This is a genomic window from Polyangium spumosum, assembly GCF_009649845.1.
In the GTDB taxonomy this organism is placed as follows: Bacteria; Myxococcota_A; Polyangia; order Polyangiales; family Polyangiaceae; genus Polyangium; species Polyangium spumosum.
The window spans coordinates 338,378-353,797 of sequence record NZ_WJIE01000001.1; the positions used below are offsets into that span (position 1 = coordinate 338,378).

A 15,420-nucleotide genomic window follows, 5' to 3' on the forward strand; every position below is an offset into this window, starting at 1 on the left:
TGGTTCGGGACAGGTCCGCCATGGCCTGGGACGTGTGCGCCATGACTTGAAACACGTCCGCCATGGCTTGGGACAGGTCCGCCATGGCCTGGGACGTGTGCGCCATGACTCGAAACGCGTCCGCCATGGCTCGCGACGCGTCCGCCATGGCTCGCGACGCGTCCGCCATGGCCCGCGACGGATCCGCCTTGCTTCAGCCCGGCTCCGCCGCAGCCGCCCGCCTCCGCGTCGTGCCGAGCAGCCGCCGCGTCGTGATCGGCATGAGCTGCGGGATCGACGGATCCTGCTCGTGCGCGCGGTTCCACGCCTTCATCACCCGCTCCATGTACAGAAGGCAGATCCCGTCCTGCAGATCGAGATCCGCCTGCGTGACGCCGCCCTGCGTGCGCGCGCCGGCGGCCTTCTCGCTCGTCGACTTCACGCGGGCCGCGAGCGCCTCGCTCGCGTCGAGGTCCTCGGTCGTGAGACCTCCATCAAAGAGCTGAAGCGCGACCTTCGACTCCGCCTCGGCGATGAGCTCACGCGCGAGCATGACGAGCGCGGCGAGCGAGCTGGCGAGGGTCTGCGCGTCGACGACGCGGCTGCGCGCCTTGTCCACCCGCTCGGCGAGGCCAGCCGCATGATCCGCGACGCCCTCGAGCGTGGTCGCGAGGCGCTCGCGCTCGGCCATGCCCTCCGCATACGTCGCCTCGGCGATGGCGAGCGCGGCGGCGCGGTTCCGCTCGCGTCCCTCGATGGAGAGGCTGCGTTGCTCCACGAGATCCGCGAGCCTCTTGCCCGCATGCACGAAGACACGCAAGAGCGCATCCGAGAAGCCGAGGAGGAGCTTCCTCTGCGCCGGCGTGGCCTTGGGCCAGAACTCCGCCGTGATGCCGCCAAAGCGCACGAGATCCGTGAGGATCTTCTCGCTCCGGATACGCGTACCTCGCTCGATGAGATCGCCGGGCGCGACATCGATCGCGTAGAGGGCGGCCTGCGCCGGGGTGGGCGCGGGGACGGCCTGGAGGAGGTAAGACCAGGTGTAGGTGGCCTGCGCGGATGTCATGGGTTCGACAGTACCCGAGCGGCGACCATCGCGTCGAGCCGCGGCTCGACCGCGAGCTTGTCCTCCTGGTGCTTGAGCAAGAGGCCCAGCGTGTCCCGCGCGAGCTCGGGATCGAGCTTGCTCTTGCCGAGCAGGACGAGCGCGCGCGCCCAGTCGAGGGTCTCGCTGACGGCGGGCGCCTTGCGGAGGTCCATCTTGCGCAGCTCGCCGATGAACGCGACGAGGTGCGAAGCGAGCGTGTGATCGATGCCCGGGACGACGAGCTCGAGGATGGCGAGCTCGCGCGAGGACGACGGGTAGTCGAGGAAGGCGTGCAAGCAGCGACGACGGAGCGCCTCGGTCATCTCGCGCGTGGCGTTCGTCGTGAGCAGGACGAGCGGCGGATGCTTGGCGCGGAAGGTGCCGAGCTCGGGGATCGTGACCTGCAGCTCGGAGAGGATCTCGAGGAGGAACGCCTCGAACTCGGGATCGGCGCGATCGACCTCGTCGATGAGGAGCACGACGGGCGCGTCGCTGCGGATCGCGGCGAGCAGGGGACGCGAGAGGAGGAAGTGCTCGGTGAAGAACGAGGCCTCGCTCTTCGCCACGATCTGCGCGGCGCTGGCGAGGGTCGCGCCCTGCGTCTCCACGGCGATCGCGTCGCGCAGGAGCTGCGTGTAGAGCATCTGCTTGGCGTAGTCCCACTCGTAGAGGGCCTTGGCCTCGTCGAGGCCCTCGTAACACTGCAAGCGGACGAGCGGGCGGCCGAGGGCCTCTGCGGCGGCGCGGGCGAGGTCGGTCTTGCCGACCCCCGCGGGGCCTTCGAGCATGAGGGGCCGCTGCATGCGGAGGGCGAGCCAGAGGGAGAGCGCCGTCGGCGGGTCGCAGAGGTAGCGCGCCCCGCCAAGGGCGGCCGAGAGCGCCTGGGGAGAGGCGATCGGATCGGGGGAGGCGGTCACGGGCGCACCGTAGCATGGGCCTCCACGCGGAATGCCGCGCCATGTCCCGCTCGCGAGCTGCTATAAACCGAGCGGATGGGCGAGGACGGCCACGATGTCGTGCGCGTGGACGGCACGGGTACGGCGCACCCGGTCGGCAAGCTGGCGAGCCAGCGGATGCGCGCGCGGCAAGGCGCGTTCCGGCTGATGCCGTCGCCCACGCACGTGGTGGTGATGCGCCGCGTGGATCTGATCGACGCCCCGAGCCTGCGGCTCTCGGGCGAGATCACGAGCGCGAGCGCGCTCTGCGACATCGTGTCGATGATCGGGCAGAGCGCGTGGTCGGGCGAGCTCGCGATCTACGACGGCCCGACGAACCGGAGCGTGTTCTTCGAGCACGGCGCGGTGGTGGGGGCGCTGTCGAGCGCCGAAGGAGAGCGGCTCGGGGAGATGCTCTACCGCTACGGCGCGCTCTCGCTGGAGCAGGTGCAGGAGGTGGCGAAGGCCGTGACGGGCGACGTGCGCTTCGGGGAGATGGCCGTGCGTCTGGGTTACCTGTCGCGCGAGGCGCTCTTCCAGCTCATGGGGCGGCAGGTCGAGGAGATCGTCTACGCGGTGATGCGCGCCGAGAGCGGGATGTTCTACTTCCTCGACCGGTTCGACGAGTCGCGCCTGACGTCGCGGCAGAACCTGCCCGTGAGTGGCCTCTTGATGGAGGCGGTGCGTCGCATGGACGAGATGCGTTACTTCCGCGAGCGCATCCCGTCGGCGGAGCACGTGCCGGATCGCGTGCCGGATCGAGCTCCGCCGACGAAAGGGGACGTGGCGCGGGTCTTCGAGGCGATCGACGGCGTGCGCTCGGTGGCGGACATCTGTCGCGTGGTGGGGCAGGGGGAGTTCGACGTCACGCGGCAGGTCTTCCAGCTCGTGCAGGCGGGCTGCGTGACGGTGCGCGCGCCGCGGCCGACGGGGCCTGCGGCGATCGTCGCGCTCTTCAACGAGGCGATGACGATGGTGATGCGCGAGGTGGACGCAGTGAGGCGAGGCGACGAGGTGAGGCAACACCTCACGTCGTTCGCGACGGGCGCGGGCGTCTACGACGCGCTCTTCATGCGCGCAGGGCCGCGGCCGGACGGCACGCTCGACGAGGCGCAGACCATCGAGAACGTGGCGATGCTGGTGGGGCCGGATCAAGCGGAGGCGATGCTCGCGCAGTGGCTCTACGACTACGTGTCGTTCGCGATCTTCATCGCGGAGCCGGTGCTGCGCGAGGCGTCGACGCGGGGCGGGGCAGGGGCGCCGCAGCTCGCGAAGAGCGTGGCGGACATCATTTCCCCGCTCGTGGTGGGGGGCGCCGGTCGGCCCTGAGCCGATTCTCCGCTACGCGGAGAATCGTCGGGCCTTCCTCTGCCCCCCACACCCCCCGCTCGCGCCCTCGCACTAACCCCGACGGATGTCGTACGCGCGGATCTTCTTGTGCAGGTTCGTGCGCTCGACGCCGAGGACGATGGCGGCGCGCGAGATGTTCCATTCGAGGCTCTGCAGGACCTCGATGATGTAGCGGCGCTCGGCCTGATCGCGGAACTCGCGCAGCGTGAGCCTGCGGCCGGCGTCCGTGCGCGGGATGGCTTCGATCGAAGGCGGGAGCGGGCCGGGCGGCGCGCGCGTGGGCTCGCCCGGATCGGGCGCGTCGGGCGTGTCGTCGTCGAAGGGGCTCGCGTGGGGATCCTCGGGCAGGTCGGCGATCGTGACCGTGTCGCCCGAGAGGATCGCCGCGCGCTCGATGACGTTCTTCAGCTCGCGCACGTTGCCGGGGAAGCTGCGGCGCTCGAGCGCGGCGTGTACGGCCGGATCGATGCGCTTCGGCTTGAGGCCGTTCTCCTTGCAGAACGAGGCCATGAAGGCGTCGGCGAGCGGCCGGAGGTCCTCCATGCGCTCACGGAGCGATGGCACGCGGATCGGGAAGACCGCGAGGCGGAAGAAGAGGTCCTCGCGGAAGCGGCCGGCCGCGACCTCGCGGCTGAGGTCCTTGTTCGTCGCCGCGAGGACGCGCACGTCGACCTGCAAGGTCCGCTCGCTGCCGAGTCGGCCGACCTCGCCGGATTGGAGGGCGCGCAGCACCTTCGCCTGCGCCGAGGGCTCCATGTCGCCGATCTCGTCGAGGAACAAGGTGCCGCCGTGGGCCTGCTCGAAGAAGCCACGTTTCCTGGACTGGGCGCCCGTGAAGGCGCCGCGCTCGTGGCCGAAGAGCTCGCTCTCGATGAGCTCGCGCGGGATCGCCGCGCAGTTGACCTTCACGAAGGGGCCCGCGATGCGCGGCGAGAGGCGGTGGATCGCGCGGCTGACGAGCTCCTTGCCCGTGCCGCTCTCGCCCGTGATGAGCACGCTCGCCTTCGTCGGCGCGACGCGATCGATCTCCTTGTAGAGCTTCTGCATGACCGGCGCGCGGCCGATCATCTCGTAACGCGCGAGCAGCTCTGCCTCGAGATCGCGGACCTTGCGCGCGAGCTCCGACGAGTAGAGCGCGTTCTTCACGCTGACGAGCACGCGCTCGCGGCTCACGGGCTTCTCGAAGAAGTCACCCGCGCCGAGCTTGATCGCCTTCACCGCGTCGTGGACCGTCGCGTGCCCGCTGATGGCGACCACGGGCAGGCCCTTCATGGCCTCGTCGCGGCGGATGCGCTCGAGCAGCTCGAGCCCGCCCATGCCGGGCAGGAGCAGGTCGATGATCGCGAGATCGACGGGCCTGCCGCCGTTGGCGAGGATCTCGAGGGCCTCTTCGCCGCTCTCGGCCTCGATGACCTCGTAGCCCTCGCCGCGCAGGACGAGATCGAGCGTGCGACGGATGTTGCGCTCGTCGTCGACGACGAGGACCGTGGGGGCGACGGCGGCCCCCAGGGCCTCGCCGGGGGCCGCCTGGGGCGAAACGAACGAGCTTTCCATGCCGCGCCCATCCATACCTGCGGAAAGGCGGGGCAGGAAGCACTGGCGCGCCGGCCGAGGAAGGGCTACGGAGCGCGGGATGGGCAAGGTCTGCGGTTCGACGCTTTCGAAGTCCTCGGCGCGCTTCGCCCGGGCCTTCCGCCTCGTCGTGCCTCTTCTCCTCCTCGCGGCCGCGGGCTGTGACCTCCAGGTCGGCGACGGCCGCAAGGCGACCCTCACGTACACGGACGACGCGCGCGGCGCCTACGAAGAGGCGATGCGCTCGTACCGCAGCAAGGCCTGGGAGGACGCTCGCGCCCTGTTCGCCGAGGTGCGCAAGCTCTTCCCGTACAGCCGGTACGCGACGCTCGCGGAGCTGCGGATCGCGGACCTCGCGTTCGAGCAGGAGCAGTACGCGGACGCCGTCTCGGCCTACCGCGAGTTCATCCAGAACCACCGCACGGATCGGGACGTCGAGTACGCGCGTTACCGCATCGCGAAGTCGCTCTTCCGCGACATCGACGATACGTTCCTCCTCCCGCCGCAGGAGGAGCGTGATCAAGGCACGGCGCTCGAGGCGTACCGGGAGCTCGGCGCGTTCCTGCGCGACAACCCGCGGAGCCGCTACGCCGAGGACGTGCGCAAGATGCACGCGTCCGCGCAGGGCCGGCTGATGCGGCACGAGCTCTACGTGGCGCGTTTTTACCTGCGGAAAGACATCTACCCGGCGGTGCTCGCGCGGATCGATCACGCGCTGAAGCTCTTCCCCGGCTCGGCGCTCGAGCCCGAGGCGCTCGTGCTGAAGGGCGAGACGCTCATGCGGATGAACAAGCCCGACGAGGCGCGCGCCGTCTTCCAGAAGGTGGTCGACGGCTACGGCGGGCCCTTCGCCGTGACCGCGAAGGGGTTCCTCGCGGAGCTCGACGCGCAAAAGGCCACGCGCAAGCAGGGGACGTAGGGCCCATGGACGCGTCGCAGAAGCGCCCCACGGCGGGCGTGCGTTACGTGCTCGTGCGCGGGCAGGAAGAGGCGTCGGGCGCGACGTACCGGGGCTTCGCGCACCTGCCCGAGGTCGACCTGCCGCTCGAGATCCACGTCGAGCCGCCGAGCGAGGGCGGCGCGGAGGGCCGGACGAACGTGACCGCGCGGCTCGAGGGCGCACCCGAAGGGGTGGACGCCCTCGGCCTGGAGAAGGCGGGCGTGGCGCTGGTCAAGGCGGCGCTGCGCGCGGCGCGTGACGCCGGTCGGCCGATGCCGCGTCGGATCGTGCGCTGGCGGGGCCCGGCCTGACGGGGTGGCGCGGCTTCGGCGCGAACATGCTAAAGGGGTTCTTCGATCCGGCTCGGCGTGTCCGAGCGTCGTTCTCGAGGTGTTGCGATGTCTGAAAAGGTGCCCATGACGCCCGAAGGGCAGGCTCGGCTGCGCGAGGAGCTCGAGCGGCTCAAGAAGATCGAGCTGCCGCAGGTGGTCAAGGACATCAGCGTGGCCCGCGACCACGGCGACCTGTCGGAGAACGCCGAGTACCACGCAGCGAAGGAGCGTCAGGGGCTCATCGTGGCGCGGATCTCGTTCATCGAGCAGACGCTGAGCCGCGCCGAGGTCATCGATCCGAGCAAGCTGAGCGGAAGCAAAATTCAGTTTGGTGCGCGCGTAAAACTCGTGAACGTCGATACGGACGAAGAGGTCGTCTACCAGATCGTCGGCCCCGAGGAAGCGGACATCAAGCAGAACCGCATCTCGGTGTCGTCGCCGCTCGCGCGCGGGCTCATCGGCCGCGAGGTCGGCGAGGAGGTCCGCGTCGTCATGCCGGCCGGGCCGCGGACCTACGAGATCCTCGAGATCACCTACGCATGACGAACCGCGGCGGGGAGGGGGCGCACGTCCCGCCCGCCGCGCCCCGACCGAGCGGCGCGAAAGGTCGACTCGCGGTCTCGGCGCCGAAGCCGGACCGGGACACCTCGAGCGTGGCGCGGCCGCGCGCGCGGACGCGGGATCTGCCGCTCGGGTGGCGCATCGCAGACGGCTACCTCGCGATCGGCGTGCTCCTGCTGGTCGAGCTCGTGCTCATCGCGCTCGTCTTCCGCCGTGAGCTCGTCGGGCTGCACGAGCTCGGGCTCGCGCTCGTGGGGCTCTGGCCGATCGCGTTCGCGGCGGCGGCGCCGGCCGCGGCGATCGGCGGCGTGGTCGTCGAGCTCGCGCGGCACGCAGAGGGGCGCATCGGCAGGATCGGGCTCGCGCTCGCCGCGGCGGGTTTCGCGGGCGCGGTGGCGTTTGGCGTGTCCACGGGCCGGCTCCTCTCGGGGGGCCTCCGCGCGCCGTTCGTGGGGATCGTCGCGGCCGTCGCGTTCGCGGGTGCGCTCGTGGTCGGGCCGATCATCGCGCGCGCGCTCGCGCCGAAGCCGCGGCGCACGTTCGGCCTGGGCGTCTTCCTCGGCGTGCTCGCCGTGCTCTTCGTGGTCGAGCTCGTCAACCTGCTCGTCCTGCCGCGCCTCTATCCGGCCTTTCATCGTGGCCTCGCGCTGCTCGCGCTCCTCGTCGCGCCCTTCGCCACGGTCGCGTGGGACGCGCCGCGACGGACGAGGCCCGGCAGCCTGGACGAGCCGGAGGGCCCGATCGCGGCCTTCGGCTCGAAGCTCGCGCGCGCGGCGCTCGCGCTCGGCCTGTTCGCGCTCTCGGCGGCGGCCGCGCCCTCGGCGGCGGCGCGTCTCGCGCCCGCGGACAACGTGCGACTCGTGTACCTCACGCGCGCGCCGGTGCTCGCGAACGCCGTGGAGATCGCGGCCGCGCTCTCGCCGCCGCCTCCGCTCGACGACACCGAGCTCGTCGTGAGCCAGGCGCAGACGGGGCGCGCGGTGGACCTCTCGGGCCGCGACATCGTGCTCGTCACGATCGACGCGCTCCGCGCCGATCACGTGGGCGCCTACGGATACGAGCGCAAGACGACGCCGACGATCGACGCGCTCGCAGCCGAGGGCGTGGTCTTCGAGCGGGCCTACACGCCGACGCCGCACACATCGTACGCCGTCACCTCGCTGATGACGGGCAAGTACATCCGCCCGCTCGTGCTGCAGGGGCTCGGCGCCGACTCCGAGACGTGGGCCGGGCAGCTCCGCCGTTACGGCTACAAGACCGCGGCCTTCTTCCCGCCGGCGGTCTTCTTCATCGACGCCGAGCGCTTCGGCGCGATCCGCGAGCGCGGGCTCGACTTCGAGTACCGCAAGGTCGAGTTCGCGAGCGCCGAGCGCCGCGCCAGGCAGGTGGAGACGTACCTCGACGCCGTCGACAAGAGCAGCCGCGTCTTCCTGTGGGTGCACCTCTTCGAGCCGCACGAGCCGTACGAGGCGCACCCCGAGCACCCGTTCGGCGATCGTGACATCGATCGTTACGACGCCGAGATCGCCGCGGCGGACGCGGGCCTCGCCTCGATCCTCGCCGCGGTGCGCGCGCGTCGGCCGGGCGCGGTGGTGATCGTGAGCGCCGATCACGGCGAGGAGTTCCAGGATCACGGCGGCCGTTACCACGGCACCACGGTCTACGAAGAGCAGGTCCGCGTCCCGCTCGTGGTGCACGCGCCGGGGCTCCTCGCGCCGCGGCGCGTGCCCTCGCCGGTGCAGCTCGTCGATCTGCTGCCGACGGTGCTCTCGGGGCTCGACATCCCGAGGCCTGCGCGCGTGCGCGGCGCGGACCTCGGGCGCGCGCTCGCGGGCTCTGCCTCGAGCCCCGAGGACGCGCGGGGTTTTGCCTTCTCCGAGACGGAGACCATGACCATGCTCGCGCGCGGGTCCCTCCGGCTCGTTTGTGCTCGAAGGATCGGCGCGTGCGCGCTCTACGACATCGAGCGAGATCCCGCGCAGACGCGGGATCTCTCGGGCGCGCGCGCCGCCGACATGGCCGACATGCGGAGCGAGCTGCGCGGCGTGGAGGCCTCGCACGGGCGGTACGAGATCGCGGGGCTGCGCAGCGAGGGCAAGGGCTGGCCCGAGGCGCTCCGGCGCGGGATCGCAGGCGACGCGGACGCGGCGCTCGACGTCGCGGCCCTGCTCGACGACGCGGACGTGCTCATCCGGCGCAAGGCCGCCGAGGTGCTCTTCGAACTGCGCAGGCCCGAGGTCTCGCCGACGATGCGGCTCGCGCTCGTGCGCGACGAGGACGACGAGGTGCGGCGCTGGTCGGCGCTCACGCTCACGAGGCTCGGCGAGGGCGCGCCGCGCACGCGTGAGCTGCTCGAGGATCGGGATCCCCGCTGGCGGCGCCTCGCGGCGCTCGCGCTCGCCGAGGGCGGCGATGGACGCGGCGAGGACGATCTCGTCGCGTGGTTCCGCGAGGCCTACGGCAAACGCGCGGACAAGCGCGAGGTCATCCCCTTCGAACGCGCGAAGGAGATCGTCGCCGCGCTCGCGAAGATCCGGGCCAAATCCGCGCTGCCTTCGCTCATCAACGCGCTCGACGACGTCCGCCTGCGGCCCCACGTGGCCGAGGCCCTCGCGGCGATCGGCCAGGACGCGGCGCGGCCCGCGCTCGCCGAGCACCTCGCGACCGAGCGCTACCAGCACGCGCGCGTCGCGCTCTCCGAGGCGCTCGTCGCGCTCGGCGCCGGGCCCGAGCTCCGCGCGCCGCTCATCCGCCTGCTCGGCGTGCCCGATCCGCTGCCGAACGGCCTAAGAATCGCGCTCCAGGCGGACGTGCTCGAGCTCGTCGGCGGCCCGCGCGATCGAGACCTCCAGAAGCTCCGCCGGTTCGCGCGGAGCGGCGTGGCGGTCGGCATGGTCGTGCCGAAGTCCGAGGGCTCGGGCGACGCGCTCCGGGTCCTTTGCCGGGCGCGATCGAATGACGACCGGCCGGGCGAGATCCGCTTCGGCGTGGGGACCAGGCGCCTCGTGAGCAGCGGCGATCGCGAGACGGGCGGCCTCGTTCCGAAGCGCGCGCCCGAGCTCGATGCGCGCACGGCGGCGACGCTCTACGTGCCGCCGGGAGACAAGCCGCAGGAGGTCTTCGCGCCGCTGCCCGCGGCGGTGAAGGTGCGCCCCGGTCAACACGGCGAGTTCGTCGTCTACGCGACGCAGAACGTGGAGCTCTCGGCCTGCGCGGTCGTGCCGCTCGTCCCCGAGTTGCCTCCACCGCCGCCCGAGCCGTGGACGCCCGAGGAGGGCGAGGACGGCGGTTCTGGCGGCGATCCTCCGCGAAATCCGTGACTTTTGTTGCGAACGGCCGGGGCGCTCGGGCGGGGACCGAGGCCCCGGAAGGGCCGCGGAAGGCCCGCGGAAACCGCGATGAGGCCGATTGACGCCGGGGGCGGCGCGGCTAGAGTCCCGGGCGTGTCGCGAGAGGACAAGAAGTCGGAAGAGGGCCGCGCGAAGCGCGAGGACGAGGACGCGCGCGAGGCGGAGACCTCGGGAGACGACGAGCCTTCGAAGGCCCGCGCGTCGGATCCTGCAGAGGAAGGCGGCGACGAGGCCGCGAAGCGCGTCGCTGCTGCGCTCGGCGTCGGCGGCGAAGAGGACAGCGCGATCGAGGGCGGGGAAGCGGCCGCGGAGCCCGACGAGGACGAGAAGCAGGAGGCCGCGAAGCCGAACCGCGCGGCGCGGCGGCGCGAGGATGCGCTCGCGCGGCGCAAGAAGCGCGTCGGCGGCGCCGCGGAGGCCGCGGAGGACGACGCCTCGCTCCCTCGTGACAAGAATGCGCGCGCCAAGGAGCTCCTGAAGCGGCGCCGCGAGCAGGCGGACGAGGCCGAGCGTCGCCCGGTCGCGAGCTCTCTCGACGCCGGCGAGATGGTCGACGACGCGCTGGCGCGCACGGCGTCTGCCGTCACGAAGTGGCTCAAGGCGAACGTCGGCGTTTTGCAGTGGGTGGTCCTCGCGGCCATCGTCGGCGCGGGCGGGTATGCGTTCTGGTCGTCGCGTGTCGAGAAGAAGCTCGGCAACGCCTCGGAGGACCTCTTCGCGGGTGTGTCCGCCCGTCACGGGCTCGTGATGGAGGAGGACAAGCGCACCGACGAGGAGAAGGAGAACGACCCGACGCGTGTCTTCAAGACCGAGGCCGAGAAGGCGCAGGCCGCGCTCGACGCGTACACGAAGGTGATCGAACAGTACGCGGGCACGGGCGCGGCGCTGCTCGCGCGGCTCGGGCAGGGGGCCACGTACCTCGACAAACGCGAGTGGGACAAGGCGATCGAGGCCTACTCGTCCGTGCTCGCGTCGCCGCTCGCAGCCGCGGATCCGGACGTGAAGGGCCGCGCCACCGAGGGCATCGCCTACGCCAAGGAAGGCAAGGGGGATCTCGACGGCGCGATGGCGAGCTTCAAGGAGCTCTCGGGCATCGACGTGAAGGGGTACAAGGACCTCGCCACGTACCACGAGGCGCGCCTCCTCTTCGCCAAGGGCAACAAGGACAAGGCGAAGGAGATCCTGAAGCCGCTCTCCGACAAACTCGCGCTCCCGAGCAAGGAGCCCGAGCCGCTCGAGTACCTCAAGGGCGCGGTGCAGGATCTCATGGTCCAGATCGATCCCAGCGCTGCGGCCGCGCAGGTGTCTCCGTTCGGAGGCGGCGGGCCTCTGCCTGCCGACATCCAGGAGAAGGCGCGGCGCATGATGGAAGAGGCCAAGAAGAAGGCGATGCAGCAGGGCGGGACGCCGTGAAGGAGGGACGCGTGAGGGCATCCGTCGCGATCTCGCGCTCGGTTCTCGCGGCCGCCGCGGCCCTCGCGCTCCCGCTCCTCGGCTGCGAGAGCCTGAGCATCCCGGCCACGCCGCAAGTCCCAACGTGGCTCCACCATCCAGGCGGCACGCTCTCGATCACCTACCGGAGGCCACTCACGGCCGAGTCTCGCCAGCAGTCCGAGGTCTACGAGCGAGGCAAGCCAGCGATCGACGTCGCGGGCATGCGTGTCTTCGTCCCGTCGAGCGACAACGGCCTCTACGCGCTCCGCGTCGAGGACGGCTCGACCCTCTGGCGCTTCGAGACCATGGGCCCCGTGCAGAGCGAGCCGCTCTACGACGCCGACGAGGACGTCGTCTACTTCGGCTCGAACGACGGCGCGTTCTACAAGGTGAACGCGTCGAACGGCCGCTTGCTCTGGCGGTTCGCGACGAACGCCGTGGTGGCTCGGAAGCCGGCGCTGCGCAACGGCGTGGTGTACGTGAACAACGCCAACGACACGCTCATCGCGATGAACGCGGCGACCGGAGCGCTCAAGTGGCACCAGCACCGGACGCCGGCCTTCGGGATGGAGGTCTCCGGTTATGCCGGCGTCGCGCTCGGGCGAGACAAGATCTACACGGCGTTCTCGGACGGCGTCGTGCTCGCGTACGACCTCGAGGACGGCTCGGAGCAGTGGCCCGCCGTGGATCTCGCAGCCGAAGCGGAGCAGCAGACCGGCGGTGACACGCCGCGTTACCTGGACGTGGACACGACGCCGGTGGTAGCGCGGATCACCTCGGGTGAGGTCGTGTTCGTGGGCAGCTACGCGGGCGGCGTGTACGCGCTCGACGCGGAGAACGGCACGCGGGCGTGGGTGAACGAGAAGGCCGTGGGCGTGACGGAGCTCGTTTTGTGGGAGCAACCGGAGCACGCGCGGCGTACGGGGCCGCTGAAAGACGCTCTGACCGTGCCGGCGCAGCGGATCCTGTTCGCTGCGAGCGGGCTCACGGGACTCTGGGCGCTCGATCCAAACGACGGGCGGACGCTCTGGCGGCGGAACTTGCCGGAAGGCGGGATCACAGCGCCGGTGCCCGTGGCAGGAGCGCTGCTCGTGGGGACGACGCGGTACGGCTTGTTCCTGTTCTCACCCGTGACGGGTGGGCTCATCGACGGGATCCTGCCGGGCGGCAGCTTCGCGATGACGCCGGCCGCGTTCGGGGTGCGAGCGTTCGTGGTCGGGAACGGCGGATCGTTCCTGGGCGTGCAGGTAACGCCGCCAACACCGCAGCCGCAGTCCGACGGGACGCGCTGGCTCGGCGTGAAGGGCTGAAGAGCCGGCGAGGGGCGTCGAGGCGAGCCCCGGAAGGTCGAACGAGGACGGAACGGGCCAGAGCTCCAGCTTGGAGCTCGGCGCGTCGCGGTCGAGGTGCGCGTGCGCGTCGCCAGGGCGGCCGTGTGTCGAGACGAACCCGAAGAACGCCTGGTTTCGAGTCGGTTTCCGGCGTGGATCCCCCTCCTCCGGCCACCGTAGAATTTCGCATAAGATACATTATGTCAACTTTCGCGATCCGCCTCGAGGCGGACCGGTGGGTGCTCCACGGCGTCACGCCGGGGTTTCACCCCGGGCCCGACCAGGGGCTGTCCGCCCCTGGACCTGGACCAGGCACGGCCTGGACCGAACACATCGACCGCGATGCGGTCGATGCAAGAGGCAGAGCTCGAGCTAGGCGCGCCCCCGCGCACCCCGCCCTTCGCGCTCGACCTACCAGCCGGAGCTCACTGCGCCCGGAGCGACTTCCACATCAGGACCTCGCCCGGCCTCGTCAGCGGACGCGCGCCCGAACGCTCGTCGCGCCACCCGAGCACCTTCCGCGAAGCCTGGTCCCCCAGCGGCGAAAATCCGTGGTGGGCGTAAAACACCTGCGCCCACGTGGCCTTCTCGAAGGTACGCAACACGACGTCGTGCAAGTTACAACGCAGCGCGTCCTCCTCGAACGCCTGGAGCAGCCGCGTCCCCACACCAAAGCGCTGGAACCGCGGATGAACCGAGAGCTCCTCGAGGTACGCGACCCCCGGCGACTCGTCGCGCCACGCGAGGTAACCAGCGACCTCGTGATCAGCCTCGGCCACGAAGACGTTGTGGTGCCGCGGCAGGTGCGCGATGTCGTTCCAGGTGCGCGCCGGCACCTCGGCCGCGTCGAAGCCGATGTCGTGGTACATGGCCGTGCAGGCCTGCTCGAGCTCCACGAGGTCGCTGACCTGCGTCTCCTGGAGCCGCGTGATGCGGATGCGCTGCGGCGGCACTCGATCCGATGCGTCGGTCATGGGCGTGAACCTTTCGTCTGAGGAGTTCGGCGGCGGAGCTCGGCTCGCCTAAAGACCCACGAGGCGGCCGATCACAGCGGCATCCTCTTCCCCCGCAGGCACGAGCAAGGCCACGGCCGTGCCCGGCGGCGGGTTCTGGCCAGGAGCGAGCGGGACGACACGAATCTCCCCCTCCCGTCCCACGACCGCGACCCGAACCGCCACGACCGAAGCCACCCGAGCCGCCGAAGCAGGCGCAGGCGCAGCCGTCGGCGAAGGGGTCGGGGTCGTGATGGCGGGCGCCGCAGGGCGCACAGGAGCAGGCCCGACCGGGGCAACACGCGCCGGCGTGGGCGCAGCAGCCGGCGCGGACGCGGGCTCCTGCGCGACCGGGATGCGGCCGAGGTCCTTGCCCGAGAGCACGTTCGTCTCGCCGTCGAGGTCGTCGACCGGCATGTCCATCAGCGCGCTCCGCGCACGCGCGGCGGTGATCTCGTCCTCGAGGGGCGGCGGCGGCGGCGGCGCGACCGGCGGCGCCGAGGTGACGAAATCACCCCAGGCCTGATCGATCACGGTCGTCTTCGGGGCGTTGCGCTTCGGCGTGGCCTGCGCAGGCGCGGGGGACGCCGCGGCGGCCTTCGGCGCGACGGGCGCAGCCGGGGTGCGGGCGCCTCCAGGCGCGGCGGGAACGACCGCGGCCATGGCCGCTGCACTCTTGCGCGCGCCGGTGCGCGACGGCAGGCGCTTGCGAGGCCCCGGCGCCCCAGGAGCCTTGCCCGGCGCCGCGGCCGGCGCAGGGGCGGCGGGTGCAGGCGTGGCGGCGCGGGGCGCGACGCCCGCGGGCAACACGGCGGGCCCGACGGACGTCGGACCGGCCATGTTCGGGCGCACGTGGCTCTGCGGGCCGACCGAGGGCGGCGCGGGGGTCACCGCCGGCGGCGCCGCCGGGCGCGCGCCACGCGGCAAAGGCGGAGGCGGCGCGCTGCGCGTCACGGGGGCCTGCGAGACCGGCGCTTGCGAGACCGGAGGCTGGGTCACGAGCGGCGCGCGCGGCGGCGGCGCGGCGACACCTCGCCCCGGGAGCGGCGGCGGGCCCGGGCGACCCGGGGGCGGCGGCGGCGTCGAGCGGAGCGGAGCGGCCTGGGGCGCGGCCTGGGGCGCGGCCTGGGGCGCGGCCTGAGGCGCGGCCTGAGGCGCAGGCTCGGGCGCGGGCGCTTGCGACGCGGCTTGCGACGCGGCTTGCGACGCGGCGGCGAGCATGGGCGCGATGTCCGCCGCGGCCTTGAAGAGCTCGAGCGAACGCATGTCCCTGTCTGCGTCCGAGGCCTGCTCTGCGGCGCGTTTCAGCCAGCGCAGCGCTTCGGCGTGCTCCCCGCGCCCCCACAGCGCGGAGGCCGTCGACAGGGCCCAGTGGACATCCTCGTCGTCGTCGTCTTTCGGGGGCGGGATCGGGCTATCAACCATGGTCGTCGCGCTCGTTTGCCTCGCAGTTTGCCCATATCACGACTCCCGTCGCGCCGTCTCCCGCCGCGCACGGGCCCGCCCTCGCCCGCCGAGGCGCCGCCCTCGAAACCCCTCGAATTTTCTTCGCTCGCA

At 71.8% G+C, this 15,420-nt stretch carries 12 protein-coding genes; 7 read left to right on the forward strand and 5 right to left on the reverse strand.

The features are described 5' to 3' along the window. Positions 1-193: 193 nt before the first annotated feature. Both GF068_RS01455 and GF068_RS01460 read right to left on the reverse strand, forming a co-directional pair. Positions 194-1,045: a hypothetical protein gene (locus GF068_RS01455; RefSeq protein ID WP_153817493.1), complete on the reverse strand. Its 852-nt coding sequence runs from the start codon at positions 1,043-1,045 to the stop codon at positions 194-196. Next, a complete protein-coding gene (locus GF068_RS01460) occupies positions 1,042-1,983 on the reverse strand; it encodes an AAA family ATPase (protein WP_338046156.1) in 942 nt (313 codons plus the stop codon). The genes GF068_RS01455 and GF068_RS01460 overlap by 4 nt, the downstream gene beginning before the upstream one ends. Before the next feature lie 75 nt (positions 1,984-2,058). On the opposite strand from GF068_RS01460, the gene GF068_RS01465 reads away from it, so the two are divergent. Beyond that, positions 2,059-3,330: a DUF4388 domain-containing protein gene (locus GF068_RS01465; RefSeq protein ID WP_153817494.1), complete on the forward strand. Its 1,272-nt coding sequence runs from the start codon at positions 2,059-2,061 to the stop codon at positions 3,328-3,330. Positions 3,331-3,402: 72 nt separating this feature from the next. Here GF068_RS01465 and GF068_RS01470 read toward each other — a convergent pair whose 3' ends face one another. Further along, a complete protein-coding gene (locus GF068_RS01470; RefSeq protein WP_153817495.1) occupies positions 3,403-4,905 on the reverse strand; it encodes a sigma-54-dependent transcriptional regulator in 1,503 nt (500 codons plus the stop codon). A 79-nt stretch (positions 4,906-4,984) separates the two neighbouring features. Between GF068_RS01470 and GF068_RS01475 the strand changes: the two genes are divergently transcribed. The 6 genes from GF068_RS01475 to GF068_RS01500 all read left to right on the forward strand — a co-directional run bounded on the left by GF068_RS01475 (position 4,985) and on the right by GF068_RS01500 (position 12,850). Next, positions 4,985-5,842 carry an outer membrane protein assembly factor BamD gene (locus tag GF068_RS01475; RefSeq protein WP_153817496.1) on the forward strand — a complete coding sequence of 286 codons (858 nt, stop codon included), beginning with the start codon at positions 4,985-4,987 and terminating at the stop codon, positions 5,840-5,842. 5 nt (positions 5,843-5,847) lie between these two features. Further along, the gene (locus GF068_RS01480; RefSeq protein WP_153817497.1) at positions 5,848-6,174 is read left to right on the forward strand and encodes a hypothetical protein; all 327 of its coding nucleotides are present in this window, start codon (positions 5,848-5,850) and stop codon (positions 6,172-6,174) included. Between the two features lie 87 nt (positions 6,175-6,261). Further along, on the forward strand, positions 6,262-6,738 hold the full coding sequence (gene greA, locus GF068_RS01485) for a transcription elongation factor GreA (RefSeq protein WP_153817498.1): 477 nt from the start codon (positions 6,262-6,264) through the stop codon (positions 6,736-6,738). Beyond that, complete coding sequence (locus tag GF068_RS01490) at positions 6,735-10,076, forward strand: sulfatase-like hydrolase/transferase (protein ID WP_153817499.1); 3,342 nt, start codon at positions 6,735-6,737, stop codon at positions 10,074-10,076. The genes greA and GF068_RS01490 overlap by 4 nt, the downstream gene beginning before the upstream one ends. Positions 10,077-10,199: 123 nt before the next feature. Beyond that, positions 10,200-11,519, forward strand: coding sequence for a YfgM family protein (locus tag GF068_RS44710; RefSeq protein WP_338046157.1), 1,320 nt, complete (start codon positions 10,200-10,202; stop codon positions 11,517-11,519). Positions 11,520-11,530: 11 nt separating this feature from the next. Continuing rightward, positions 11,531-12,850, forward strand: coding sequence for an outer membrane protein assembly factor BamB family protein (locus tag GF068_RS01500; RefSeq protein ID WP_338046158.1), 1,320 nt, complete (start codon positions 11,531-11,533; stop codon positions 12,848-12,850). 446 nt (positions 12,851-13,296) lie between these two features. Here GF068_RS01500 and GF068_RS01505 read toward each other — a convergent pair whose 3' ends face one another. Together GF068_RS01505 and GF068_RS01510 are read right to left on the reverse strand one after the other, a co-directional pair. Then, positions 13,297-13,845 (reverse strand): GNAT family N-acetyltransferase, encoded by a 549-nt coding sequence (locus tag GF068_RS01505; RefSeq protein WP_153817501.1) that lies wholly within the window; start codon positions 13,843-13,845, stop codon positions 13,297-13,299. A 48-nt stretch (positions 13,846-13,893) separates the two neighbouring features. Beyond that, positions 13,894-15,288, reverse strand: coding sequence for a hypothetical protein (locus GF068_RS01510; RefSeq protein WP_153817502.1), 1,395 nt, complete (start codon positions 15,286-15,288; stop codon positions 13,894-13,896). Positions 15,289-15,420: the final 132 nt, after the last annotated feature.

Coding starts and splice junctions, on each gene's coding strand:
- GF068_RS01480 (WP_153817497.1), top strand. CDS start 5,848: ATGGACGCGTCGCAGAAGCGCCCCACGGCGGGCGTGCGTTACGTGCTC.
- GF068_RS01490 (WP_153817499.1), top strand. CDS start 6,735: ATGACGAACCGCGGCGGGGAGGGGGCGCACGTCCCGCCCGCCGCGCCC.
- GF068_RS01505 (WP_153817501.1), bottom strand. CDS start 13,845: ATGACCGACGCATCGGATCGAGTGCCGCCGCAGCGCATCCGCATCACG.
- GF068_RS01475 (WP_153817496.1), top strand. CDS start 4,985: ATGGGCAAGGTCTGCGGTTCGACGCTTTCGAAGTCCTCGGCGCGCTTC.
- GF068_RS01470 (WP_153817495.1), bottom strand. CDS start 4,905: ATGGAAAGCTCGTTCGTTTCGCCCCAGGCGGCCCCCGGCGAGGCCCTG.
- greA (WP_153817498.1), top strand. CDS start 6,262: ATGTCTGAAAAGGTGCCCATGACGCCCGAAGGGCAGGCTCGGCTGCGC.
- GF068_RS01455 (WP_153817493.1), bottom strand. CDS start 1,045: ATGACATCCGCGCAGGCCACCTACACCTGGTCTTACCTCCTCCAGGCC.
- GF068_RS01465 (WP_153817494.1), top strand. CDS start 2,059: ATGGGCGAGGACGGCCACGATGTCGTGCGCGTGGACGGCACGGGTACG.
- GF068_RS01510 (WP_153817502.1), bottom strand. CDS start 15,288: ATGGTTGATAGCCCGATCCCGCCCCCGAAAGACGACGACGACGAGGAT.